Here is a 23,995-nt window from a genome sequence, read left to right on the forward strand (position 1 = left end):
GTTTTCCGGACTTGGGTCTTGAACCGCCGGAAAGCCCCCAAGGGGAGAAAACGCGTTATGAGCTTACCCAGCGATCAAGTGAAGAAGGGCGCCGCCCGAGCCCCCCAGCGTTCCCTGCTCCGGGCCCTGGGCCTTAACGACGACGACATGTCCCGCCCCCTGGTGGGCATCGCCAACTCCTACAACACCGTGGTGCCGGGCCACATGCACCTGGACCGCCTGGCCAAGCTGGCCGCCGACGGCGTGCGCGAGGCCGGGGCCACCCCCATGGAGTTCAACACCATCGGCATCTGCGACGGCCTGGCCATGGGCCACGCCGGCATGCACGCCTCCCTGCCCAGCCGGGAGCTGGTGGCCGACAGCGTGGAGATGATGGCCCTGGCCCACGGCTTCGACGCCCTGGTCTTGATCGCCTCCTGCGACAAGATCGTGCCCGGCATGCTCATGGCCGCCTGCCGCCTCAACCTGCCGGCGGTCATCCTCACCGGCGGGCCCATGGCCGCGGGCGAGCTGGATGGCAAGCTGGTGGATCTGATCTCCGTGTTCGAAGGGGTGGCCAAGCACCAGTCCGGCCAGTGGAACGACGAGCAGCTGGCCGCCCTGGAGTGCGCCGCCTGTCCCGGCCCCGGCTCCTGCTCGGGCATGTTCACCGCCAATACCATGGCCTGCCTGTGCGAGGCCCTGGGCCTGGCCCTGCCCGGCGGAGCCACCGCCCTGGCCCAGAGCCCCAGGCGGGCCGAGCTGGCCCAGGCCAGCGGCCGGGCCGCGGTGGCGGCGCTCAAGAAGAACCTGCGGCCCCTGGACATCCTTACTAAAGAGGCCTTCATCAACGCCTGCCGGGTGGACCTGGCCCTGGGCGGCTCCACCAACACCTGTCTGCACCTGCCGGCCATCGCCCACGAGGCACGGGCGGAGTTCGGCCTGGCGGACTTCGACCGATTGTCCAAAAAAACCCCGCATCTGTCCAAGTTGAGCCCGGCCGGGGATCTGCGCATCGAGCACCTGGACGCGGCCGGCGGGGTGGGCGCGGTGATGAAGGCCCTGGAGCCCCTGCTGGACACCACCTGCAAGGCGGTGGGCGGCGAGAGCATCGCCGACTATCTGGCCCCCCAACCGAGCGCCTACGAGGCCCTGGGCCAGCGGGTGATCAACACCCTGGAGGCGCCCCTGAGCCCCCAAGGCGGCATCGCGGTGCTATCGGGCAACCTGGCCCCCGACGGCTGCGTGGTCAAGGCGGCGGCGGTGGCTCCGGCCATGCGCGTCTTCTCCGGCCCGGCCCGGGTCTTCGACTGCGAGGAAGACGCGGTGGCCGCCTACAACGCCCAGGTCATCGAGCCCGGCGAGGTGATCGTGGTGCGCTACGAAGGCCCCGCCGGCGGACCGGGCATGCGCGAGATGCTGGCCCTGACCGCCCTGATCAGCGGCGGGCCCCTGGACGGCAAGGTGGCCCTGGTCACCGACGGGCGCTTCAGCGGAGGCAGCCGGGGAGCGGCCATCGGCCACGTATCCCCCGAAGCCGCCGCGGGAGGCCCCATGTGTCTTGTACAAAACGGCGACGTCATCGCCTTGGACCTCGACAACCGCAAGATCGAGCTCAAGGTCGAGGAGGCCGAACTGGAGCGCCGCCGCAAGGATTGGCGCAAGCCTGAAGCGAAATTCACCCGCGGAGCCCTGGTCCGCTACGCCGCCCTGGTGGGCAGCGCGGCCGGGGGAGCGGTCCTCAAGGGAAACTAAGCAATGAGCCCCTACAGCCAGAGAAGCAACGCGGCCCGCGACGAGCTGGGCCTGATGCTCGACAGACAGATCGGACTAACCCGCGCGAGCGGACAAAGCGCCAGCCCAAGGAGGGACGCCATGAATGCCCCAGCCAAACCCCAGGATCCCCAGGCCGCCTACACCGGTGCCGACGCGGTGGTGGCCTGCCTCAAACATCAAGGGGTGGAGGTCATTTTCGGCATGACCGGCGGCGTCATCTCGCCGGTTTACGACGCCCTTTTCCGCGACGGCAGCATCAAGCACGTCATCGTGGGCCATGAGCAGGGCGCCGCCCACATGGCCGAGGGCTACGCCCGGGCCACCGGCAAGGTGGGGGTGGTGATGACCACCTCCGGCCCCGGCGCCACCAACCTGGTCACCGGCCTGGCCGACGCCTTCATGGACTCCACCCCCATGGTGGCCATCACCGGCCAGGTGACCAGCAACCTGCTGGGCAACGACGCCTTCCAGGAGGCGGACATGCGCGGCATCACCATGCCCATCACCAAACACAACTACCAGATAACCAGCGTGGACGAGCTGCCCGGGGTGTTCGCCGAGGCCTTCTTCGTGGCCCTGTCCGGCCGCCCCGGCCCGGTCTTGATCGACCTGCCCAAGGACGTGTCCACCGCGCCCTGCGACCACCTGCTGGCCGCGCCCAGCGCGCCCACCGGCTACAAGCCCCCCTACCGGGGCCAGCCCCTGCAGATCGAGCGGGCGCTGAAGGTGATGGCCAAGGCCAAGCAGCCGGTGATCCTGGCCGGCGGCGGCGTGGTCACCGCCGGGGCCAGCGAGGAGCTGCGCGAGCTGGTGCGCCTCACCGGCATCCCGGTGACCACCAGCCTCATGGGCCTGGGCACCTACCCGGCGGGCGACGAGCTCTACCTGGGCATGCCCGGCATGCACGGCACCGGCTACGCCAACCTGGCCCTGCACCACGCCGACCTGATCGTCTGCGTGGGCAACCGCCTGGACGACCGGGTCACCGGCCAGCTGGACCGTTTCGCCCCCGACGCCCAGTTCATCCACATCGACGTGGACGCCAGCGAGATCGGCAAGAACCTGCCCTGCCTGGTGCCCATCGTGGGCGACGCCAAGCCGGTTCTGATCGAGATGATCAAGGGCGTGAAGCAGTGGGAGGAAAAGCCCGATTTCAGCGCCTGGCGCGAGCGCATCGACGGCTGGAAGAAGTGCTACCCCATGACCTACCAGCCCAAGCCCCCGGCCATCTCCCCCCAGGCGGTGGTGGAGCTTCTGGGGCGCACCCTGCCCGAGGAGGCCATCGTGGTCACCGGGGTGGGCCAGCACCAGATGTACACCGCCCAGTTCTATCCCTTCCGCGAGCCCCGCACCCTGATCTCCTCCGGCGGTCTGGGCACCATGGGCTTCGGCCTGCCCGCCGCGGTGGGGGCCAAGGTGGGCTCCCCGGACAAGGAGGTGGTGCTCATCGACGGCGACGGCTCCTTCCTGATGACCATTCAGGAACTGGCCACGGCGGTGCGCTACAAGGTGGGCGTGGTGGTGCTTATCCTCAACAACCACTTCCTGGGCATGGTGCGCCAGTGGCAGGAGATGTTCATGGACAAGCGCCAGGCCGAGACCGACCTGCAGCCGCCGCCCTACGCCAAGGTGGCCCAGGCCTTCGGCGGCCTGGGGCGCGAGGTCACCACCAGCGAGGAGCTTGAGGAGGCCATCGCCTGGGCCCGGGCCGAGGCGGCCGACAAGCGCGTGCCCGTGGTGCTGGACGTGGCCGTGGAGCGCGAGGCCCTGGTGCTGCCCATGGTGCCCCCCGGCGGAGCCAACGCCGACTTCATTCCCTGTCCCGGCCAGAAACGCGAGGAGTAGACCCATGGAAAATCTGAGCCCCATTTCCGTTTTAGTGCGCAACGAGCGCGGCGTGCTCAGCCGGGTCTCCGGACTCTTCGCCCGGCGCGGCTTCAACATCTACTCCCTGGCCGTGGGCGAGACCGACGATCCCACGGTGAGCCGCATCAGCGTGGTGGTGGCCGGGGATCCCCCGGTGATCGAACAGGTGGTTAAACAGTTGCGCCGTCTGGTGAGCGTGATAAAGGTCAGTGACCTCACCGGGCAGGCCCGGGTGGAGCGCGGCCTGTTGGTGATCAAGGTGAAGGCCCCCCACGACAAGCGGGGCGAGCTGATGCAGCTGGTGCAGATCTTTAGGGCCAGGGTGGACCACGTGGACAACCAGAGCCTGATCCTGGAGGTTACCGGCAACCGCGAGAAGCTGGAGGCCTTTATCGATATACTAAGGCCCCACGGCATCTTGGAGATGGCCCGCACCGGCCAGATCGCCATCGCCCGCAGCCAAGGGCCCATGGCCGACTACTGGAACGAAGCGGCCGCCGGGTTCGACGAGGACCAGGACGGCACCTACAATATCAGCCGGGCGGCAGAGCGCCTGGCCCAAGAGATACAAGAACAAGACTAAGGCGCGTAGCCGTATTTCAAGGAGAACCTGAGTAATGAGCGTTAACATCTACTACGAGAACGACACCAATCCCAAGCTGCTGGCCGACAAACGCATCTGCGTGCTGGGCTACGGCAGCCAGGGCAACGCCCACTCCCGCAACTTGGCCGACAGCGGCCTCAACGTGGTGGTGGGCCTGCGCGAGGGCAGCAAGACCTTCGACAAGGTCAAGTCCCAGGGCCTGGAGCCCGTGGAGATAACCGCGGCGATCAAGAGCGCGGACATCATCTGCTTCCTGCTGCCCGACACCGCCCAGCCGGCGGTCTACAAGCAGTACGTGGAGCCCAACATCAAGCCCGGCGCGGCCATGCTTTTCGCCCACGGCTTCAACCTGCACTACGGCCAGATCATCCCCAAGCCGGAAAACGACGTGATCATGGTGGCCCCCAAGGGCCCCGGCAAGCTGGTGCGCGACCTGTATGAGCAGGGTCAGGGCGTGCCCTGCCTGTGCGCCGTGGCCCAGGACGCCTCGGGCCAGGCCAAGGATTTGGCGCTGGCCTATGCCTGGGGCATCGGCGGCGCCCGTGCCGGGGTCATCGAGACCACCTTCGAGGAAGAGACCGAGACCGACCTGTTCGGCGAGCAGGCCGTCTTGTGCGGCGGCCTGAGCGCCCTGATGAAGGCCGGCTTCGAGACCCTGGTGGAGGCGGGCTACGCCCCGGAGATGGCCTACTTCGAGTGCATCCACGAGACCAAGCTGATCATCGACCTGATCTACCAGGGCGGCCTCAAGAAGATGCGCCACTTCATCTCCGAGACCGCCAAGTACGGCGACATCACCCGCGGCCCCCGCGTGGTTCCCCCCGAGGCCAAGCAGGAGATGCGCCGCATCCTGGACGAGATTCAGGACGGCCGCTTCGCCCGCGAGTGGGTGCTGGAGAACCAGGCCAACCTTCCCGTGTATCACGCCTTGCTGCGCAAGGACGAGAAGCACCAGATGGAACAGGTCGGCGCCCAGCTGCGCGGCATGATGAAGTGGCTCGGCGAGTAAGCTAGACCCGTTGGGGAGCGGGCCCTAGGCCCGCTCCCGCTCGTGCTATAGTGGCCAGGCCCGCCTGGCGAGCCTAACGTTTTTGGGCGACCGATCCCGGACGCCGCGAAAAGGGGAACGACGTGCCCACGCTGCTGGACAAAATCTGGGACACCCACCTGGTGCGGAGCGAAAAAGACCGCCCGGACCTCATCTATATAGACAAGCACCTGGTGCACGAGGTGACCTCGCCCCAGGCCTTCGCCGCCCTTCGGCGCGACGGCCGCAAGGTGCGCCGGCCCGACCTTACCTGGGCGGTGTGCGACCACGTGGTGCCCACCACCCACATGGCCCGGCCCCTGGCCGACGAGGTGGCCGAGACCCAGATGACCGCCCTGGAGAACAACACCAAGGACTTCGGGATTCCCTACTTCGGTTGGGACCAGGACCGCCAAGGTGTGATCCACGTGACCATGCCCGAGCAGGGCATCGTCCTGCCGGGCAACACCGTGGTGGCCGGCGACAGCCACACCGCCACCCACGGGGCCTTCGGGGCCCTGGCCTTCGGCATCGGCACCAGCGAGGTGGAGCACGTGTTGGCCACCCAGACCCTGCCCCAGACCAAGCCCCCCTGCATGGCCGTGGAGGTAAAGGGCGAGCTGCCCGCCGGGTGCTCGGCCAAGGACCTCATCCTGGCCATCATCGGCCAGCTGGGCAACGACGGGGCCACCGGCTACGCCATCGAATACCGCGGCCCGGCCATCGCCGCCCTGTCCATGGAAGGGCGCATGACCCTGTGCAACATGAGCATCGAGGCCGGGGCCCGCTCGGGCATGGTGGCCCCGGACGAGACCACCTTCGCCTGGCTTCAGGGCCGCGCCTATGCCCCCACGGGCGACGACTGGGAGCGGGCGGTGGCTTATTGGAAGACCCTGGCCAGCGATCCGGACGCCGTGTTCGACCAGACGGTGGTGGTGGACGTAAGCGCCCTGGAGCCCATGCTCACCTGGGGGGTCAACCCCGGCCAGGTGGCGGGCATAGGCGGCGTGGTGCCCGAGCCCGCCTCCCTGGCCCCGGCCCGGCAAAAGGCCGCGGCCGACGCCCTGGCCTACATGGACCTCACCCCCGGCCAGAAGCTGAGCGAGGTGCCCATCGACTACGCCTTTATCGGCTCCTGCACCAACGGCCGCCTGGAAGACCTGCGCGCCGCCGCCGCCGTGGCCAAGGGCCGCAAGGTGGCCGCCGGGGTCACCGCCATCGTTGTGCCCGGCTCCAAGCAGGTGAAGGCCCAGGCCGAGGCCGAGGGCCTGGACAAGATTTTCGAGGAGGCGGGGTTCGAGTGGCGGCTGTCCGGCTGCTCCATGTGCCTGGCCATGAACCCCGACGTGCTGCCCGTGGGCGGCCGCTGCGCCTCCACCAGCAACCGCAACTTCAAGGACCGCCAGGGCAAGGGCGGGCGCACCCATCTGTGCAGCCCGGCCACCGCCGCGGCCAGCGCCGTTAACGGCCGCCTGAGCGACCCCAGGGAGTTCATCTAATGGAAAAGTTCGTAAAGCTCACCGGGGTGGTGGTGCCCCTGGACATGGCCCACGTGGACACCGACCAGCTGGTGCCCAAGCAGTTCCTCAAGCGGGTGGAGCGCGACGGCTACGGCGAGGTGCTGTTCTATCACCACCGCTTCGACGAAAACGGGACCCTGGTGGACGAGTTCGTGCTCAACCAGCCCCACTATCAGGGGGCCACCATCCTCCTGGCCCGGGAAAACTTCGGCTCCGGCTCCAGCCGCGAGCACGCCCCCTGGGCCCTGCAGGACTACGGCTTCCGGGCCCTGATCGCCCCCAGCTTCGCCGACATCTTCAAGGCCAACTGCTACAAGATCGGCCTGTTGCCCATTGAGATCGAGACGGCCCTGGTGGACGATTTGTTCAAGCGGGCCGAGTCCCAGCCGGGCTACCGCCTCACCGTGGACCTCAAGGCCCAAACGGTGAGCGGTCCCGACGGCTTCGCCTGCTTCTTCCCGGTGGACCCCTTCCGCAAGCACTGCCTGCTGGAGGGACTGGACGAGGTGGGCCTGACCCTTACCCACGAGGCGGCCATCGCCGACTATGAGAAAAAACACGCCGAGCCCTGGCAGGCGGCGACCAAGGGAGAGCAGTAGTGAGCAAGCAGCATGAGATAGCCGTGATCGGCGGCGACGGCGTAGGGCCCGAGGTAACCGAGGCCGCCTTGGCCGTACTGGAGGCCACCGGCGCTCCGTTCAACTTCACCCACTACCAGGCCGGCGACGGCACCCTGGAGGCCACCGGGGTGGCCCTGCCCCAGGAGACCCTGGACGGGGCGATGAAGTCCGAGGCGGTGCTCTTCGGCGCGGCCGGGGCCTGCGCGGCCCAGGTGATCCTGCGCTTGAGGGCCGAGCTCAAGGCCTGGGCCAACCTGCGCCCCAGCAAGGCCTACCAGGGAGTGCCCTGCCTGCGCCCCGAGACCGACATGATGATCGTGCGGGAAAACAGCGAGGGCATGTACTTCGGCGGCGAGGACGAGCCCGAGCCGGGCAAGGCCACCGCCACCCGCATCATTACCGACCATGCCTCCTATCGCATCGCCCGCTGCGCCTTCGAGTTCGCCATCCAGGCCGGCTACGGCAAGGTGACCGCCGTGCACAAGGTCAACGTGCTCAAGAAGACCGACACGGTGTTCCTGGAGGCCTGCCGCCGGGCGGCCAAGGAGTTCCCCCAGGTGGCCTACGAGGAGGCCCTGGTGGACTCGGTGGCCATGCGCATGGTGCTCAAGCCCGAGGACTTCCAGGTGATCGTCACCACCAACCTGTTCGGCGACATTCTGAGCGACCTGGCCGCCGGGCTCATCGGCGGCCTGGGCATGTGCCCCAGCGCCAACCTGGGCGACGGCCCGGCCCTGTTCGAGCCGGTGCACGGCACCGCCCCGGACATCGCGGGCCAGGGCAAGGCCAACCCCACGGCGGCCATCCTCTGCGCGGCCATGCTGCTTCGGCACCTGGGCTACACCGACAAGGCCGACGCAGTGGAGGCGGCGGTGGCCGCCTGCCTGGCCCAGGGCCAGACCACCGGCGACCTGGGCGGCCCCCTGGGCACCATGGGCATGGCCCAGGCGGTAATCGAGCGCCTGGGCGAGTAGCGCCATGCGCGCGGGACGCCTGGCCGCCGCCCTGTTAATTAGCCTCATCCTGGCCCTGCCCGCCCTGGCCGGCGGGCCGGGCCGGGAAACCTTGTACCAGGTCTCGCTCTTGGACGCCCTGCTGGCCGGGGACTACTACGGCTCGATGAGCGTGGGCGAGTTGCTCACCCACGGCGACCTGGGCCTGGGCACCTTCCAAGACCTGGACGGCGAGATGGTGGTGAGCGGCGGGGTGGCCTATCGCATCGACATGCAGGGCCTGCCCCACGCCATGGCCCCCGCGACCCTGACCCCCTTCGCCCAGGTTACCTTCTTCGACCCGGACCTTACCCTCACCCCCCCGGCGGGCCTGGACTTCGCGGGCCTCAAGAAGTGGCTGGCCGCGCGCCTGCCCAGCCCCAACCTGTTCTACGCCCTGCGGGTGACCGGGCGCTTCGCGGCCGTCAAGGCCCGCAGCGTGCCCGCCCAGAAACCGCCCTACCCTCCGCTGCTGGATGTAGTCAAGCACCAGGCGGTGTTCGACTGGACCCAGGTGGACGGCGAGCTGGTGGGCTTTATCTCCCCGGCCTATGCCAAGGGCACCGGCGCGCCGGGCTGGCATCTGCACTTTCTGAGCGCCGACAAGACCAAGGGCGGGCACCTGCTGGCCGCCACCCTGGGCCAGGTCAAGGTGGAGGTGGACCTCACCCCCAACCTGAGCATCGCCCTGCCCACCTCGGGGCCCTTCCTCAGCATGGACCTGGAGCGGGATAGGGAGAAGGCCCTGCACGCGGTGGAGCAGGGCAAGAAGTAGACGGGCGTCCAAACAGACGTACGGCACGGGGCGGGGTTAACCCCCGCCCTTTTTGTTTTCAGGCATAGCTGTCATCGCGAGGAACATCTCGCAAGAGAAGCGACGCGGCGATCTTCGCTTTCCCCCAGGCGGGAGGGGCCGTGTTGTGCAAAACCAGGCATGACGAGGGAAACGGAAGATTGCCGCGTCCGGGCAGAAGGAGCGGCCTTGTCCCGGCGGACCTTGGCCGCTGCCCGGCCTCGCAATGACGGCTATTGGCTGTAAATTGGGCACGGGAAGGGGCTGCTTGACGCGTCGCGCGGTCGACAGCGGCAGGCTCTCTCGGGCGGGGATAAACCCGGCCCCTACACCCGAGGAAAAGGCTCTTGAGGAATTGTTGGGCTTCGGGCTGCGCCCTCAACCCAACCTACGCTATTGCTTGAGGGCCTCCCCGACCGGCACCCCCTCTTGCGGCACAGCCAGGGGTCCGTGGGCTAGGCGTCCGGCGAGCGAAAGGCGTAGCTGTAGCCGAGCCTACAGCGAGCCTTGAGCGATGCCGGCAACAACGCCCACGGGCGCCTGGTGCAGCCGCCCGGCAGCCGCCCCTTAGATACGGCTCAAAGGCTCGTCCTTCTTCTGCCCGGCGCTATAGCGCTCGTCGTACTTGAGGTTCACCTGGGGCTCGCTCACCGGCTGGTCCAGGTGCAGCTTCATCTCGATGACCCCCTGGCTCACCAGGCCGCTCACCGCGTAGCCCATGGTCTTAAGGATGTTCAGGCTGGCCAGATTTTCGGGCATCACGTAGGCGTTGGCCACCTTGTAGCCCCGGTCGCGGGCCACCTCCAACACCGCGCCCATGAGGGCCCGGCCCAGGCCCTGGCCCTGCATCTCGCTGGCCACCGCGAAGTCCACCTCCGGCTCGCCGTCGTTGCCCAGCACGTAGCGGGCCACCCCCACCATGCGCTCGGCCCCGAAATCACCGCTCAGGGCCACCAAGGACAGCTCATGGTGATAGTCGATGTTGACCATCTTTTGCATGTCCTTGCGGGGGAAGGCCTTGGTGGCGTGCAAGAAGCGGTAGTACACCTCGCGGTCGGTCATGGAGTAGAAGAACTCCTGCACCATGCGCTCGTCGGTGGGCTTCACCGGCCGTATCGCCACCTCGCCGCCGCCCTTGAGCTTTGCCCGGCGCTCGTACTTCTCGGGATAGATCCCGGTGAAAAGCGGGGCCAGCACCTGGCGCTGGCTGATGAGCCCGCCGCCGCGGGCGGCGGTCAGCAGGGAGTCGCGGTGGTTGGGGTGGGCGATGTCGATCAGGGCCACCGCCCGCTCGCGCAAGGACAGGCCGTGCAGATACACCGCGCCGTACTCGGTGGCCACGCTGCGCACCCCGGCCCGGGTCACGGCCACCCCCGCCCCCGGGGTGATCTGGAAGACCACCCGGCTGGTGCCATCGGGGCGCAGCGAGGGCAGCACCACGATGCCCTGGCCGCCGGGGCTGGCCGAGGCCCCGCGCAAAAAGTCCATCACCCCGCCCATGCCGGAATAGACCTGGCCCTCGCGGTCGGCGGTGCACACCTGGCCGGTGAGGTCCACCTCCAGGGCCTCGTGCACGCTGAACATGCGGTGGTTGGCCGCGATCACCGCCGGGTTGTTGACCACCCGGGTGGGCCGCAGGATCACCTGGGGGTTGTTGTGCACGAAGCTGAAGAGCTTGTGCCCCCCCAGGCAGAAGGAGGCCACGATCTTGTGGGGGTTGAGCCCCTTTTCCGAGCCGGTCACCGCGCCGCTTTCGATGAGCGGCAGATAGGCGTCGGTGAGGGCGTCGCTGTGGATGCCCAGGTTTTTGCGGCCGGTCAGCTCGCCCAGCACCGCCTGGGCCATGCGCCCCAGCCCGGCGTGGATGGTGGCCCCGTCGGGAATGAGCCGGGCCACCTGGCGGGCGGCCTTGAGGGCCACCTCGTCGGGGCTGGTCTGGCTGAAGGTGGTCAGGGGCTGGGTGTGCTCCACGATGCAGTCCAGGCGGCTCACCGGCACGTAGGTGTCGCCGTGGGTGCGGGGCATCTCGGGGTTCACCTGGGCCACCACCAGACGGGCCATGTCCATGGCCTCGCCGATGACGTCCACCGACACCCCCAGAGAGCACCAGCCGTGCTCGTCGGGCGGCGATACCTGGACCAGCACCGCGTCCACCGCCAGGCGGCCGGAGCTTATCAGGCCGGGCAGATCGCTCATGTGCAGGGGCACGTAGTCCGCCGCGCCCTCGCTGATGGCCCGGCGGGCGGCGGCGGCCACGAAAAAGCGCATGGCCGTGAAGCTGTCGGCAAAGGCCTCGGAGGTGTATTCGCTGGCGGCCACGCTGATGGCCTGGATGACCTGTACGTCCAAAAGACTGGGGGCCCGGTGGGCCAGGGCGCCCACCAGGTGGCGGGGCTCGGCGCAGCCCGAGCCGATGAGGATGCTGCTGCCCGAGCGCAGGCGGCTCAGGGCCTGGTCGGCGTCCATGCGCCGCTTGCGGTAGATCTCCCGCCAGTCCAAGGGTTACTCCCCTTCGGCTTGGTCGTTGTCTTTTTTGTCGGGGTTGGCGGGCAGCTCGCAGGCCTCGGTCAACAGGTTTTCCACCGTGGCCATGCAGGGTCCGCCCCGCTCGATGGCGTCGTCCACCAGGCGCTCCCAAAGCTCCTTGCCGGGATCGAAGCCCTCTTCCAGGCGGCGCGGCTTGGACATGATCTCTTTGGGTTCTTTTTCCATAACGCATACCTCGCTGGGGAAGAGTTCATTGTAGGATAAAAATTCCCGCGCACAAACGAAATAGGTGCCGCGCCGCAAAGCCGGCGGTCTCAGCGCTCCCAAGCGGGCAGCTTGCGGCCCAGGAACTCCTCCAAACGGCGGTTGTAGGGGCCATAGAAGGCCAGCAGGCGTTCCCTGGCCTCCGCGCTCATGGGCGAGTAGCGGCGCTTGACCAAGGGCCCCCGGCAGACCTGCTTGATCCAGTGCTTGGGCACGTACCTTTGATAGCGGTTGTGCTCCAGGAAAAAGGCGTGCAGCGGGTTGTCCCAGGTCATGGCGGAATTGGAGGCCCTGGTCATCTCGGGGCAGCGGAAACCGGGATCCACCCCCAGGAACTCGAAGCAGCGCTCGAACGTCGCCTCCGGGTCTTGCTTCAGGTCCTCGAAAACCAGCACCAGAAGCTGCTCGCGCTCAAACCACTCCAGATAGCTCTCCAGCTGCTCGATGTACACCCCCCGGCTGAAATAGCCCCGCTCTCCATGACGGTACTCCGGGGTGAGGGCCACCTCCATGGCCTGCTCAAAGGAAAGGGGCTCGGCCAGAAAGCGGCGGTTGTCCCAATACTGGGAATAGGCGCGGTCCACCGGGTTGCGCAGCACCGCGATGAGCTTCACCGTGGGCAGCATCTCGTGGATGCGCCGGGCCACGCCCGGCTTGCAGATATAGCCCGGCGAGGCCTCGCCCACCGCCTGGGCCCGGGCCGGGGCCTCGGCGAAGACCGAGCGATAGTAATCCACCCCTCGGCGGTAATGGTTGTCGTGGAAGAAAAAGTTCACTTCCTTGACGTCGGGCATGAATATTTCGGGGTGGCGGCGCATCACCTGGAAAAGCGAAGTGGTGCCGCTGCGTTGGGCTCCGATGACCAGAAAATCAGGAATCATGCTGCCTATCCGGTTCGATGCCGACCAGGCAGGGGCCCTGGCGGTGTTTGGATGGCCGCCCCGCGTTCTTGTCGCTCCCCGCGAGCCGAAGGTGATACCGGCTGATTAAACCACTAAAAACATCGGCTTGGCGTATCCATCCAAATGCCATAGACTCTAGACCTAATCGCCCCTATGGTCAATGGAACATCAACTTCATGGGGCGGATTAAGTTCGCTCCCGGTCGGGGAGGACCACGGTGAGCCAGATATTGGACAACGTGCTGCCGGTGTTCGTGCTCATGGCCCTGGGCCGCCTGGTCATGGCCAGGGGCTGGGCTCCGGCCAGCTTTTTCACCATCTCGGACAAGCTCACCTATTTCATCTTTTTCCCGGCCCTGCTCTTTCTCAAGATAGGTTCGGCCGGGGCGGAGCTTAGCGCCCCCCCGGCCCTCATTTCCGCGGTGCTGGCCTCGGTGGCCGTGGTCTGGCTCCTGAGCCTGGTCTACGCCCGCCTGGCCGGGGTGAACCCTTTTCAGGCCGGCACCTTCAGCCAGGTCAGCTATCGCTTCAACACCTATGTGGGCATGGCGGTGATCTTAAGCGCCTTCGGCGAGGAGGGGGTGGCCCGCTTCGGCATCATCATCTCCATGGCCATTCCCTTCATCAACCTGTTGGCCGTCTCCACCCTGGTGTGGTATTCCCAGGCCTCTTACAGCGGGGCCCAAAAGGCCAAGCTGGCCTTCAAGGCGCTCCTGGCCAATCCCCTGATCCTGTCGTGCCTGGCGGGCATCGCCTGGGCCCACTCCGGCCTGGAGCTGCCGCTTTTCCTGCGGCGCTCCCTGGCCTTGGCCGGAGGGCTCAGCCTGCCCCTGGCCCTGTTGTCCATCGGCGGCTCCCTGGCCCTGGACAAGCTCAAGGGCCGGTTGGCGCTCAGCCTGTTGTCGTGCCTGTTGAAGCTGGTGGTGCTGCCCCTGGTGGGCTGGGGCCTGTTGTCGTTGGCCGGGGTGCAGGGCCTGTCCCTGGCCGTGGCCATGGTCTTTTTGGCCCTGCCCACGGCCACCAGCGCCTATATCCTATCCACCCAGATGAAATCCGACGCCGACCTGGCCGGGGCGGCCATCGTGTTGACCACCCTGGTCAGCTTTTTCAGTCTTTCGGCGGTGTTGATGATCTTTGCCTAGCCCCCTGGCCTATGCTAGGGTCTATTCAGGAGACCAAATGAGCAAGCTGAACGTATTTCTGATAAGAGCCGCTGCCGGTCTGTTGGGCGGTTTCCTCCTGTGGCGTTTTTTCTTCCACCAGACCACCCCCTGGTGGACCTTTCTGGTGCTGGCGGTGATCGTGGTGGCCGCGGCCTACGCCTCGGAAATCTGGCGACTCAAGAAAAAGCTCGAAGATAAACAGCCCTGACCTTGCAGCCATAGAGCGCTCACCAACTTGCCCCCAGGGAGGCGCGCATGAAGGTGTGGTTGCTGGTTTTGGTTCTGGGTTTGGCCTGCTGCCAAGCCTCTGGCCCGGCCCTGGCCGCCAAGCCGGCGGCGCCGGAGCCCGCGCGGTCCGACGTTTCGGCCCGCAACGCGGTGGACAAGGGCTGGACCTACTTTGACCGGGGCGATCTGCGCAGGGCGCTGCGCCTTTTCCATCAGGCCGCCCAGGCCGTCCCCACCTTTGCCCCCGCCTATTTCGGCCAGGCCTTTGTCTATTCCCGGCAACAGCGCTGGGACCTGGCCGAGACCAACTACCTCAAGACCCTGGAGCTGGACCCCGACTTTGCCGAGGCCTACGGCAACCTGGCCGTGGTGTATTGGTCCCAGGGTAAGGCGCCCCAGGCCGCGCCCTTTGTGCGCCGCTCCTTGGAGCTGGCCCCCCAGGACCCCATGGTGCATGAAAACGCGGCTTACTATTACTTTGCCGTGGCCAACTACCAGGCCTCCTGGCGCCACCTGGAGCAAGCCCGCAAGCTGGGGGCCCGCCCGGACCCCGCCTTTGTGCGGGACCTGCGGGCCAAGATGTCCAACTAGCATTTATAGGGATTTGTTGGGCTTCGCTGCGCCCTACCCAACCTACGCTATTGCTTAGGTTGCGCCGGGCCGCGGGCTATACCCAGGCCACCATGAGGTGCGAAGCCCCGCCGACCCTGAGGCCATCCTCCCGGCCGCCGAAGTACCTATCGTTGAGGGCGGCCGAGTCCAGGTCGGAGACCTGGCCGAAACCCAGGGCGGCCAGCTCCCGGGTCAGCGCGGCGGGCTGGAACGCCGAGCGCAGCGGCTCGCCGGCGGCCTTGGTAAAGGCCCCGATGGCCTCGCGCACCCGGCGCTCCCGAGGGCCCAGGCCTGCCGGGTCCAGGATGTAGTCGAACACCACCCCGCCACCCGCCGGGCCGGAGGCGATGTGGCCCAGGGTGGCCATCACCGCCTCGGGCTCCAGGTAGGGCACCACCCCCAGCCAGGAGAAAAAGCTGGGCTTGGCCGGGTCGTGGCCCGCCCGGGCCAGGCCTTGGGCCAGGGTCTGCTGGTGAAAATCCAGGGGCACGTAGGTGAGGCCCTCCGGGGCTCTCAGGCCCGCCTGGGCCATCAGCTCCCACTTCCAGGCCTGGGTGGCGGGAAAGTCCACCTCAAACACCCGCAGGGCCTCGGGCGGGTGAGGGTTGCGCAGGGCGAAGGTGTCCAGCCCGGCCCCCAGCACCACGTATTGGCTCACCCCCCGGCCCACCGCCCGGGCCAGCTCGTCCTCGGCCAGGCGGCTGCGCGCCGCCACGAAGCCCCGCAGATAGGGCGAGATGGGCGAGGTCTCGGCGATCTGGGGATTGGCCCTGAGGGCCCCGGCCCGCTCCGGGCCCAGGATATCCAGGGCTATGGGATCGTCCAGGACCTTGGGGTGGTCCAAAAGCTGGTGGGCCGCCCGAAGGGTGGCCACCCTGAGGGCGGTTCGGCTGGGTTTGCCTTCCTGCATGCCTGGGCCTCCTGGCGAGAGTGGCTGCACCGGGCCGGGCGGGCGCATTGCCGCGCTAAATGCCTGCCCCTTCTTTTAAGGCTACCCCCAGCGCGCCCGGATTACAGCGGCGATAATGGCGTGGAATCTTGGTAAAATATATGTACCGACTCTTAGCCGCCCTCCGAATACCGTATTTGCCGCCATCGTAGGGAATTGTTGGGTTTCGGGCTAAGAAGCCCCACCCAACCTACGCTATTGCTCTAGTTGGGCCTAATAGTGGAGGGGTTTGTTTCCACCCTCCGTTTTCCAGAAACAGCCGTCATCGCGAGGAGCATCCCGGCAGGGGATGCGACGCGGCGATCTTCGCTTTCCCCCAAGCGGGAAGGTTTGTGGCGCGGCGGGCGGTGAGGCCGTGTCTGGCCAGCGCGGGCATGACGAAGGGAAACGGAAGATTGCCGCGGCCGGGCAGGAGGGGCGGCCTGCTTCGGCCGGACACAGGCCGCTGCCCGGCCTCGCAATGACGGCTATTAGCTGGAATTTAGGCGCGGCAAGGCTGGGGTCTGTATAGGCTCGTTGGTGCCCGGGTGGCGTCCGCTTGGGGCGGAGATAGCTTCGTCGCTTCGCTCCTCGCAACGCCAAGGGGATTTGTTGGGCTTCGCCGCGCTCAACCCAACCCACGCTATTGCTTGGATTGCGCCCTGAACAATCCCCCTCCCCGCGGCACACCAGACGCCGCAGGGCAAGGCGGCAGGGTGCGCTATTGCTTGGAGAGCCGTCTTTGAGCGGATTCGCCAGGGGTTCGTGGGCAAGGCGTCCGGCGAGTGCAGGCCGCAGGCGTAGCCAAAGCTCGAGGCCTGAGCGATGCCGGCAACACAGTCCACGGGCGCCTGGCGGAGTCGCCCTGAGCGCTGCCTGACGCTGCTTGGCGAAGCCGCCGCTTACAGGCGAGAGGCCGGTGCCTCCGCGCCTTTATGTTTCCTGAAAAATACGTGCTCCAAAAGCAGGGCCACCACCAGGCCCATGACGAAGCCGTTGCCCAGGATGGGCCGGGCCAGGGGATGCAGGGCCTGGCGGGCCGCCTCGGGCATGAAGCTGACGATGACCCCGGCGATGAGGGCCATGCCCACGGTGGCCCCGCTGGCCCAGGTGGGCGTCCTGCCGCCCTCCAGGAGCAGGTGCAGGGCGGCGTAGACGCTCTGGGCCATGAGGGTGACCAGCACCGCGCCCACCACCGGGTTGGGCACCAGGCCGAACACCGCCAGCCCGCCGGGCCACAGGGCCAGGGCGGCCACCGCCGCCGCCATGGGCAAGAGGGTGTAGCGGCTGGCGCTCTTGGTGCTCACCACCACCGCCGGGCTCACCGAATAGGTCACCGGCCCCAGGGAGCCCATGAGCCCGGCCATGACCCCGCCCAGGCCGGAGACCGCCACCCCCCGGTTGGCCCGGCCGTCCATGCCCGGAGCTTTGATGAGCCGCCCGGTGGACTCGATGGTGGCCAGCTCGTTGCTGATCAGGGCCAGGTAGCACAGCACGAAGGCCGCGATCACCCCGGGGTTGAACTCCAGGCCGACGGGAAACAGGCGGGGCAGGCCGCCCAGGCCCCCGCCCGGCCAGGCGGGCCAGGGCTCCAGGCCCAGGGCGTAGTAGGCCAGGCTGCCCAGGAACAGGCCCATGAGCAGCACCGCCGAGGACCACAGGCCCTTGAGGCGGTATTGGGCCAGGAGCATGACCAGCACCAGGCCCAGGCCGAAGAGGAAGCCGCCGGAGAGGCCCCGCGCCCCGGCGGCCGGGGTGTAGAGCAGCTTGCCCATGGTGGGGGTGAGGCTCATGGCCACCAACAACAGGGTGCAGGAGAGCACGGTGGGGGTGTAGAGCCGCCCCAGGCGGGCGGCCAGGCCGCTGACCCCGGCCAGGGCGGTGAGCCCCGCGCCCACCACCACGGCCCCGGCCACCGCCGCCTCGCCGCTGGCGATGGTGGCCAGGGTGCCCACGATGAGCACCGCCGAGGGCCCCACCTGGCCGGGCAGCTTGTGGCCCCAGAGTATCTGGGCCGCCTGGGCCGCCGCGGTGACCAAGAGCAGGCGCTGCATGTAGGCCTCCCGCGCGGGCCCGTCCAGGCCCCAGGCCTGGCCCACCACGTCGCCCAGGACCAGGACGCCGGGCACCAGGATCACCAGCCACTGGGCGGCCAGCACCAGGGTGGCCCCCAGGGGAGGCCAACGGTCCAGGGGGTAGAGGATTTCCAGGGCGCTGGTTTGCGGCTCACATTCAGGCATGACCCATTATGGTCCAGCAGGGGGCAAAGCGCCAGGCTTTGAGCGCCGGGAAAAGCCGGTATAATATCCTCTTAGCCGGCGCCGACAAGAAACCATGCGCCGCCGGGGCGCGCGCCGACCACCCAGCCGGAGAGCCCATGCTGGAATTTCTGCAATCCCTGCCCTCCTGGGCGCTGAACGCCATGGCCATGGCCGTGGGCATTATCCTGGCCGTGGGCATCGGTCTGCTCTTTGGCCGCTGGCTGCGCAAGATGAGCGCCAAGCTGCCGCCTAGGGAGTGAGCCTTGCCAGGCAACCGCCTGCTTGCTAAGATCATGTTTTCCCGTTGCGATACATGTTTAACCCCTGCGAGGTACCATGGCCCAGCGCCTGGAAATAGGCCTCAAGCCCCAGCTTAACGACCCCGCCGCGGCGGGGCTCATCACCAAGGCCCGCGCCTATCTGGGCCTGGCCTTGGAAAAAGTTCGGGTGCTCAAGGTCCTGACCTTTGACACCAAGCTGGACGCCGCCCAATTGGAGCGGGCCCGGCTGGAGATTTTCACCAATCCGGTCACCGAGCTGAGCTCCTTTTCGCCCCTGGCGGGCCAGGTGCTGCCCGGCTTCCACTGGGCCCTGTGGGTGGGCTTCAAGCCCGGCGTGAAGGACAACCAGGGCGACACCGCCCTGGAGGCCATGGCCGACGCCCTGGGGGCGCGCTTCGGCAAGGACGAGGCGGTGTATTTCAGCCGCCTGTACCTCATCGAGGCCCCCAAGCTGGACGCCGAGGGGGCCGAGGCCGTCTGCCGCCAGCTCTTGGCCAACGGGCTCATCCAGACCTGGCGGATCATCCCCCGGGGCCAGTGGGACCCCGAGGAGGGGGTGGGGGTCACCATCCCCAAGGTGCGCCTGGCCCGCCGTCCCGCCTTCAAGAGCCTGGCCATCGGCAGCGACCAGGAGTTGATGCAACTCAGCGCCGAGCGCGACCTGTTCTTGAACCCGGCCGACGTGCCGGTGATCAGGGCCTACTTCAACGACCCCAAGGTGCGCAAGCAGCGCAAGGCCGTGGGCCTGGGCGACCCCACCGACGTGGAGCTGGAGTACGTTAGCCAGGCCCGCAGCGACCATTGCAACCACAACACCTTTGGCGGGCGCTACCTCTACCAGGATTTGGTAAGCGGAGAGCGCCGCGAGGTGGCCAACCTGTTCAAGGAGACCATCAAGGCACCCACCGAGCAACTGGCCGCGGCCAAGGACTGGGTGGTGAGCGTGCTGTGGGACAACGCCGGGGTGGCCAAGCTCGACGAGACCAACAACTACGTCATCACCGGCGAGACCCACAACAGCCCCAGCAACATGGAGGCCTACGGCGGAGCCATCACCGGCATCGTGGGGGTCTACCGCGATCCCATGGGCACCGGCAAGGGGGCCAAGCTGGTGGCCGGGCTGTGGGGCTTTTGCGTGGCCCCGCGCGACTACGACGGCGAGCTGACCCCGGCCCTGCACCCCCGCCGCCTGCTGGACGGCATCATCGAGGGGGTGCGCGACGGGGGCAACAAGAGCGGCATCCCCACCGCCTCGGGCATCCTCTACTTCGACCCCCGCTACCTGGGCAAGTGCCTGGTGTTCGTCTCGGCCGTGGGGGTCATGCCCGCCCAGATAGGCGGCGCTCCCAGCGAGCAGAAGACCACCGAGCCGGGCCAGCTGGTGGTGATGTGCGGCGGCCGGGTGGGAGCCGACGGCATCCACGGGGTCACCGCCTCCAGCGCGGGCTACAGCGAGAACACCCCGGCGGGCCACGTGCAGATCGGCGACCCCTACACCCAGAAGAAGATGCACGACTTTTTGCTGGAGGCCCGCGACGCCGGGTTGGTGCCCTACATCACCGACAACGGCGGCGGCGGCCTGAGCAGCTCGGTGGGCGAGAGCGCCCGCCTGAGCCCCGGCGCCGAGGTGGACCTCAAGAAGGTGCCGCTCAAGTACGCGGGCCTGGACCCCTGGCAGATCTGGGTCAGCGAGAGCCAGGAGCGCATGACCGTGGCCGTTAACCCGGCCGACCGGAAGGCCTTCATGGCCCTGGCCGACAAGCACCAGGTGGAAGCCACGGTGATCGGGGCCTTTACCGGCGACGGCAAGCTCAAGCTCACCTACGGCGACAAGGTCTGCTGCTACGTGGACGTGGAGTTCCTGGAAGAGGGCTTCCCCCAGTGGGAGTTCGAGGCCCTGTGGACCCCGCCCGCGGCCCGGGGGCTCAGCGAGCCGGTGCTCAAGCCGCCCAGCAATTTCGGCGGCCTGGTGCTGGACCTGTTGGACTCGCCCAACCTGTGCTCCCGGGAGTGGATCAACCGCCAGTACGACCACGAGGTGCAGGGCACCAGCCTGGTCAAGCCCTTCGTGGGCCGCGACCAGGACGCCCCTTCCGAGGCGGCGGTGATCCTGCCGGTGCTCACCTCGCGGGCCGGGCTGGCCATGGCCCAGGTGCTACTCACCGACTACGGCGACATCGACACCTACCACATGGTCACCGCCAGCGTGGAAGAGGCCATGCGCCGCCTGGTGGCGGTGGGCGGCGATCCCGAACAGGTGGGCGGGGTGGACAACTTCTGCTGGCCCAGCATCATCTACGACCCGGTGACCAATCCGGACGGCCGCTACAAGGCGGCCCAGCTGGTCAGGGCCTGCTGGGGGCTCAAGGACGCCTGCCTGGCCCTGGAGGTTCCCCTGCTCTCGGGCAAGGACTCCATGTACGTGGACGGCACCTTGACCGGCATCCACGGCCTGAGCCAGCGGGTGAGCGGCCCGCCCACCATGATGTTCACGGCCACCGCGCCGGTGCCGGACCTGGGGGCCATCCAGACCCCGGAGCCCAAGCTGGCCGGAGACTACGTATACCTGTTGGGCCTGACCAACGATGAGCTGGGGGCCGGCGCCCTTTACGGGCTGCTGGGCCACACCGGACTCCACGTGCCCCAGAGCGACTTCGCGGCCAGCAAGCGGCTGTGCCGGGCGGTGTACGCCGGGCTCAAGGACGGCCTGGTGGCCTCGGCCTGCGTGCCCAGCCGGGGCGGCCTGGCCCTGGCCCTGGCCCGCATGGTCCTGGCCGGGCGTTTGGGCCTCACGGTGGAGCTGGACGGCGCTCCCGCCCCCGAGGAGCTGGACGCCATGCGCCTATTGTTCAGCGAATCCACCGGTCGCATGGTGGTGACCGTGGCTACCCAGTGGTGCGACGAGTTCGAGCGTTTACTTGAAAATGTGCCCTGGGCCCGCATCGGCCAGGTCACCCGCAAACAGGAGCTGGCGGTGAGCCTGGCCGGAGAGCCGGTGCTGGCCCTCACGGGAGCCCAGATGCGCCGGGCCTGGCGGCGGCGCTTCGGGAGGATGGTGTGATGCCCGGCCACGACAAGGTAAGGGCCCTGGTGCTCGGCGGCTTCGGGCTCAACTGCGACAACGAGACGGCCCACGCCCTGGAGCTGGCCGGGGCGGCGGCCTCCATAGTGCACATCAGCGACCTGACCGGCACCGCCAAGCGCAAGCCTAAGGAAACCCTGGACGATTACCAGATACTCGTCTTTGACGGTGGCTTTTCCTGGGGCGACGACCATGGGGCGGGCGTGCTTTTGGCCACCCGTTTGGGTAATCACTTGAATACCCAACTGCGCGCCTTTTTGGATCGCGGCGGCCTGGTGCTGGGCATCTGCAACGGCTTTCAGGCCCTGGTGAACCTGGGCCTGTTGCCCATGCTGCACGGCTGGGAGCGGGAAGTGGCCCTTACCGCCAACGACTGCGGCAACTTCCAGGACCGCTGGGTGGAGCTGCTGGCCCAGGAGAACAGCCCCTGCCTGTTCACCAAAGGGCTGAAGCGCCTGGACCTGCCCATCCGCCACGGCGAGGGCAAGCTGGTCTGCGACGAGGCCACCTTGGCCAAGCTGGAAGAGTTGGGAATGGTGGCGGTGCGCTACGGCAACGGCAGCGGCAAGCCCGCGGCGGGCCGCCATCCGGCCAACCCCAACGGTTCGCTCAACGATATCGCGGGCATATGCGACCCCTCCGGCCGGGTCTTCGGCCTGATGCCCCACCCGGAGGGCTATTACCGGGCCAGCCAGCATCCCGACTGGACCCTGCAACGGGAAAAGGCCCGCCGCCAAGGGCGGGAGCCCGATCCCCTGGGCGCGGGCCTGGGCCTGGCCATCTTCAGCAACGCCGTGGCCGCCGCCCGGGAGGCCCTGGCATGAGCCCCGCCTCCCCCGAACTGGCCTCCCTGCAACCGGGCCAGGCGCTGGACGGCAGCTATCTGCTGGTGCGCGCCTCCCTGGGCACCACCAAGAACGGCAAGCCTTACGGCATGTTGCGTCTGGGCGACCGCAGCGGGGAGATGGAGGGCCGCCTGTGGGACCAGGCCGAAGAACTGCTGGCCCCCCTGGCGCCGGGCATGGTGGTCAAGGCCAGCGGCCGGGTGGACGCCTACCAGGGCAAGACCCAGGTGGTGGTGCAGGGCCTGGAGCACGACCCCACGGTCGATCCCGGCGCCTTTTTGCCCGCCAGCCCCATCCCCTTGGAGGAGCTACAGGCCGGGCTGGCCCAGGCCCTGGCCTGGGTGAGCCAGCCGGACCTAAAGCAAATACTGGAAGCTTTTTTCGTGGAGGACGCCGAGTTCGCCGCCGCCTTCGCCCTGGCCCCGGCGGCCAAGGGGGCCCACCACGCCTATGTGCACGGTTTGCTTGAGCATACGGTGAGCACCGCCCGCTCGGCCCACGCCGTGGCGGCTCTGTACCCCAGCGACCTGGAGCCCCAGGTGCTCATCGCCGGGGCCCTGCTGCACGATGTGGGCAAGGTGGCCGAGCTGACCTTGGGCCCGCCCATCGACTACACCGACCAGGGCCGCCTGGAGGGCCACCTGGTGCTGGGGCTTCGCATGCTGGAGGCCAAGCTGGCCGCCTTGCCGGACTTCCCCGCCAACCTGGCCGAGCACCTCCGGCACATGATCATCAGCCATCACGGGGCCTACGAGTTCGGCAGCCCACGCAAGCCCAAGACCGCCGAGGCCCTGGTGCTCAACTTCATCGACGACCTGGACGCCAAGATGGCCATGGCCGCCGCCGCCCGCCGCGAGGCCGGGCCGGGCCACTGGAGCCAATACCACCGTCTGCTGGAGCGCTTTCTCTACACCGGTCCCGGCCCCCTGGAGGGCCTGGAGCCCGGCGACGAGGTGGCGCCGGCGGCCGAAAGCCCGGCCCCGGCCGAGCCCGAGGCGGCCGCCCGGCCGGCCAAGCGCAAGAAGCGCCCCGAGCCGCCCGAGGAAACCACCCCGGACCTCTTTGGCACCGGGGGGGGAGAGGGCTAGATGGGTCCCGAGGCGATCAAAACCAGGCCGCCCTTCATCACCCTGGAGGGCGGCGAGGGCGCGGGCAAGAGCACCCAGCAGCACATGCTGGTGCGCCGGGCGCGGGGCCTGGGCCTAACGGTTACCAGCACCCGCGAGCCGGGGGCCACCCTCTTGGGGGCCGCGGTGCGCGAGCTACTCACCGCGCCGGGCAAGGACCACCCCGGCCGGCGCTCGGAGCTGTTTTTGTATCTGGCCGACCGGGCCCAACACGTGGAGCGGGTTATCGCCCCGGCCCTGGGCGAGGGCCAGGTGGTGATCTGCGACCGTTTCGCCGACTCCAGCGAGGTGTACCAGGGCCGGGCGCGGGGCCTGGGGGCGGACTGGGTGCGCACCCTTAACCGCTGGGCCTGCGGCGAGGTGTGGCCCGACCTCACCATCCTGCTGGACCTGGAGCCGGGGGCCGGGCTGGGGCGGGTGAACCAGCGCCAGGGGCGGCTGGGGCTAACCCCCGACCGCCTGGAAAACGAAGGCTTGGAGTTTCACCAAAAGGTGCGCCAGGGATTTTTGGACCAGGCGGCGGAAGAACCGCAGCGCATCAAGGTGGTGGACGCCTCCCAAGCCCAGGAGGAGGTGGCAGGCGCCGTATGGGCCCTGGCCGAACCTTTGCTAAAGGAGTTCAAACGCCTGGCGGCGTAG

General features: G+C 68.1%; 21 protein-coding genes. 16 read left to right on the forward strand and 5 right to left on the reverse strand.

Annotated features, from left to right (window positions below):
- The first annotated feature begins 57 nt into the window (after positions 1-57).
- The 8 genes from ilvD (at position 58) to budA (ending at position 9,159) form a co-directional block, all read left to right on the forward strand.
- Entirely contained in the window at positions 58-1,734 is a 1,677-nt protein-coding gene (gene ilvD, locus AACH32_RS20630; RefSeq protein WP_338603883.1) for a dihydroxy-acid dehydratase, read from the forward strand.
- Between the two features lie 3 nt (positions 1,735-1,737).
- Positions 1,738-3,600 (forward strand): biosynthetic-type acetolactate synthase large subunit, encoded by a 1,863-nt coding sequence (ilvB, locus tag AACH32_RS20635; RefSeq protein ID WP_338603886.1) that lies wholly within the window; start codon positions 1,738-1,740, stop codon positions 3,598-3,600.
- A gap of 4 nt (positions 3,601-3,604) precedes the next feature.
- Positions 3,605-4,204, forward strand: a complete 600-nt coding sequence (gene ilvN, locus AACH32_RS20640) for an acetolactate synthase small subunit (RefSeq protein WP_338603889.1) — start codon at positions 3,605-3,607, stop codon at positions 4,202-4,204.
- Between the two features lie 34 nt (positions 4,205-4,238).
- Positions 4,239-5,234 (forward strand): ketol-acid reductoisomerase, encoded by a 996-nt coding sequence (gene ilvC, locus AACH32_RS20645; protein ID WP_338603891.1) that lies wholly within the window; start codon positions 4,239-4,241, stop codon positions 5,232-5,234.
- A 122-nt stretch (positions 5,235-5,356) separates the two neighbouring features.
- Positions 5,357-6,751: a 3-isopropylmalate dehydratase large subunit gene (leuC, locus tag AACH32_RS20650; RefSeq protein WP_338603894.1), complete on the forward strand. Its 1,395-nt coding sequence runs from the start codon at positions 5,357-5,359 to the stop codon at positions 6,749-6,751.
- The gene (leuD, locus tag AACH32_RS20655; protein ID WP_338603896.1) at positions 6,751-7,371 is read left to right on the forward strand and encodes a 3-isopropylmalate dehydratase small subunit; all 621 of its coding nucleotides are present in this window, start codon (positions 6,751-6,753) and stop codon (positions 7,369-7,371) included. The genes leuC and leuD overlap by 1 nt, the downstream gene beginning before the upstream one ends.
- Entirely contained in the window at positions 7,371-8,366 is a 996-nt protein-coding gene (locus tag AACH32_RS20660) for an isocitrate/isopropylmalate dehydrogenase family protein (protein ID WP_338603899.1), read from the forward strand. The genes leuD and AACH32_RS20660 overlap by 1 nt, the downstream gene beginning before the upstream one ends.
- Before the next feature lie 4 nt (positions 8,367-8,370).
- Positions 8,371-9,159, forward strand: coding sequence for an acetolactate decarboxylase (gene budA, locus AACH32_RS20665; RefSeq protein WP_338603902.1), 789 nt, complete (start codon positions 8,371-8,373; stop codon positions 9,157-9,159).
- A gap of 585 nt (positions 9,160-9,744) precedes the next feature.
- Here the strand turns inward: budA and AACH32_RS20670 are convergent.
- The 3 genes from AACH32_RS20670 to AACH32_RS20680 form a co-directional block, all read right to left on the reverse strand.
- A complete protein-coding gene (locus tag AACH32_RS20670; RefSeq protein ID WP_338603905.1) occupies positions 9,745-11,676 on the reverse strand; it encodes a GNAT family N-acetyltransferase in 1,932 nt (643 codons plus the stop codon).
- A gap of 3 nt (positions 11,677-11,679) precedes the next feature.
- Positions 11,680-11,889 (reverse strand): hypothetical protein, encoded by a 210-nt coding sequence (locus AACH32_RS20675; protein ID WP_338603908.1) that lies wholly within the window; start codon positions 11,887-11,889, stop codon positions 11,680-11,682.
- 89 nt (positions 11,890-11,978) lie between these two features.
- Positions 11,979-12,809: a sulfotransferase domain-containing protein gene (locus AACH32_RS20680; protein WP_338603911.1), complete on the reverse strand. Its 831-nt coding sequence runs from the start codon at positions 12,807-12,809 to the stop codon at positions 11,979-11,981.
- 238 nt (positions 12,810-13,047) lie between these two features.
- On the opposite strand from AACH32_RS20680, the gene AACH32_RS20685 reads away from it, so the two are divergent.
- Genes AACH32_RS20685 through AACH32_RS20695 form a run of 3 tightly spaced genes read left to right on the forward strand, consistent with a single transcriptional unit; the run spans position 13,048 to position 14,811 of the window.
- Complete coding sequence (locus tag AACH32_RS20685; protein WP_338603913.1) at positions 13,048-13,971, forward strand: AEC family transporter; 924 nt, start codon at positions 13,048-13,050, stop codon at positions 13,969-13,971.
- A 37-nt stretch (positions 13,972-14,008) separates the two neighbouring features.
- The gene (locus AACH32_RS20690; RefSeq protein ID WP_338603915.1) at positions 14,009-14,200 is read left to right on the forward strand and encodes a hypothetical protein; all 192 of its coding nucleotides are present in this window, start codon (positions 14,009-14,011) and stop codon (positions 14,198-14,200) included.
- A gap of 47 nt (positions 14,201-14,247) precedes the next feature.
- Positions 14,248-14,811 (forward strand): tetratricopeptide repeat protein, encoded by a 564-nt coding sequence (locus AACH32_RS20695; protein ID WP_338603917.1) that lies wholly within the window; start codon positions 14,248-14,250, stop codon positions 14,809-14,811.
- Positions 14,812-14,887: 76 nt separating this feature from the next.
- Here the strand turns inward: AACH32_RS20695 and AACH32_RS20700 are convergent, their stop codons facing one another.
- Together AACH32_RS20700 and AACH32_RS20705 are read right to left on the reverse strand one after the other, a co-directional pair.
- Positions 14,888-15,742 carry a class I SAM-dependent methyltransferase gene (locus tag AACH32_RS20700; RefSeq protein WP_338603920.1) on the reverse strand — a complete coding sequence of 285 codons (855 nt, stop codon included), beginning with the start codon at positions 15,740-15,742 and terminating at the stop codon, positions 14,888-14,890.
- 920 nt (positions 15,743-16,662) lie between these two features.
- Positions 16,663-18,000, reverse strand: coding sequence for a purine/pyrimidine permease (locus AACH32_RS20705; RefSeq protein ID WP_338603923.1), 1,338 nt, complete (start codon positions 17,998-18,000; stop codon positions 16,663-16,665).
- A gap of 137 nt (positions 18,001-18,137) precedes the next feature.
- On the opposite strand from AACH32_RS20705, the gene AACH32_RS20710 reads away from it, so the two are divergent.
- The 5 genes from AACH32_RS20710 to tmk all read left to right on the forward strand — a co-directional run bounded on the left by AACH32_RS20710 (position 18,138) and on the right by tmk (position 23,995).
- Positions 18,138-18,281, forward strand: a complete 144-nt coding sequence (locus AACH32_RS20710; protein WP_338603926.1) for a hypothetical protein — start codon at positions 18,138-18,140, stop codon at positions 18,279-18,281.
- Between the two features lie 76 nt (positions 18,282-18,357).
- The gene (locus AACH32_RS20715) at positions 18,358-21,363 is read left to right on the forward strand and encodes an AIR synthase-related protein (RefSeq protein WP_338603929.1); all 3,006 of its coding nucleotides are present in this window, start codon (positions 18,358-18,360) and stop codon (positions 21,361-21,363) included.
- Positions 21,363-22,208 (forward strand): phosphoribosylformylglycinamidine synthase subunit PurQ, encoded by an 846-nt coding sequence (locus tag AACH32_RS20720; RefSeq protein WP_338603931.1) that lies wholly within the window; start codon positions 21,363-21,365, stop codon positions 22,206-22,208. The genes AACH32_RS20715 and AACH32_RS20720 overlap by 1 nt, the downstream gene beginning before the upstream one ends.
- Positions 22,205-23,317 carry a 3'-5' exoribonuclease YhaM family protein gene (locus AACH32_RS20725; protein ID WP_338603934.1) on the forward strand — a complete coding sequence of 371 codons (1,113 nt, stop codon included), beginning with the start codon at positions 22,205-22,207 and terminating at the stop codon, positions 23,315-23,317. The genes AACH32_RS20720 and AACH32_RS20725 overlap by 4 nt, the downstream gene beginning before the upstream one ends.
- Positions 23,318-23,995: a dTMP kinase gene (gene tmk, locus AACH32_RS20730; RefSeq protein ID WP_338603938.1), complete on the forward strand. Its 678-nt coding sequence runs from the start codon at positions 23,318-23,320 to the stop codon at positions 23,993-23,995.

The organism is Desulfoferula mesophila, from assembly GCF_037076455.1.
Taxonomy (GTDB): domain Bacteria; phylum Desulfobacterota; class Desulfarculia; order Desulfarculales; family Desulfarculaceae; genus Desulfoferula; species Desulfoferula mesophila.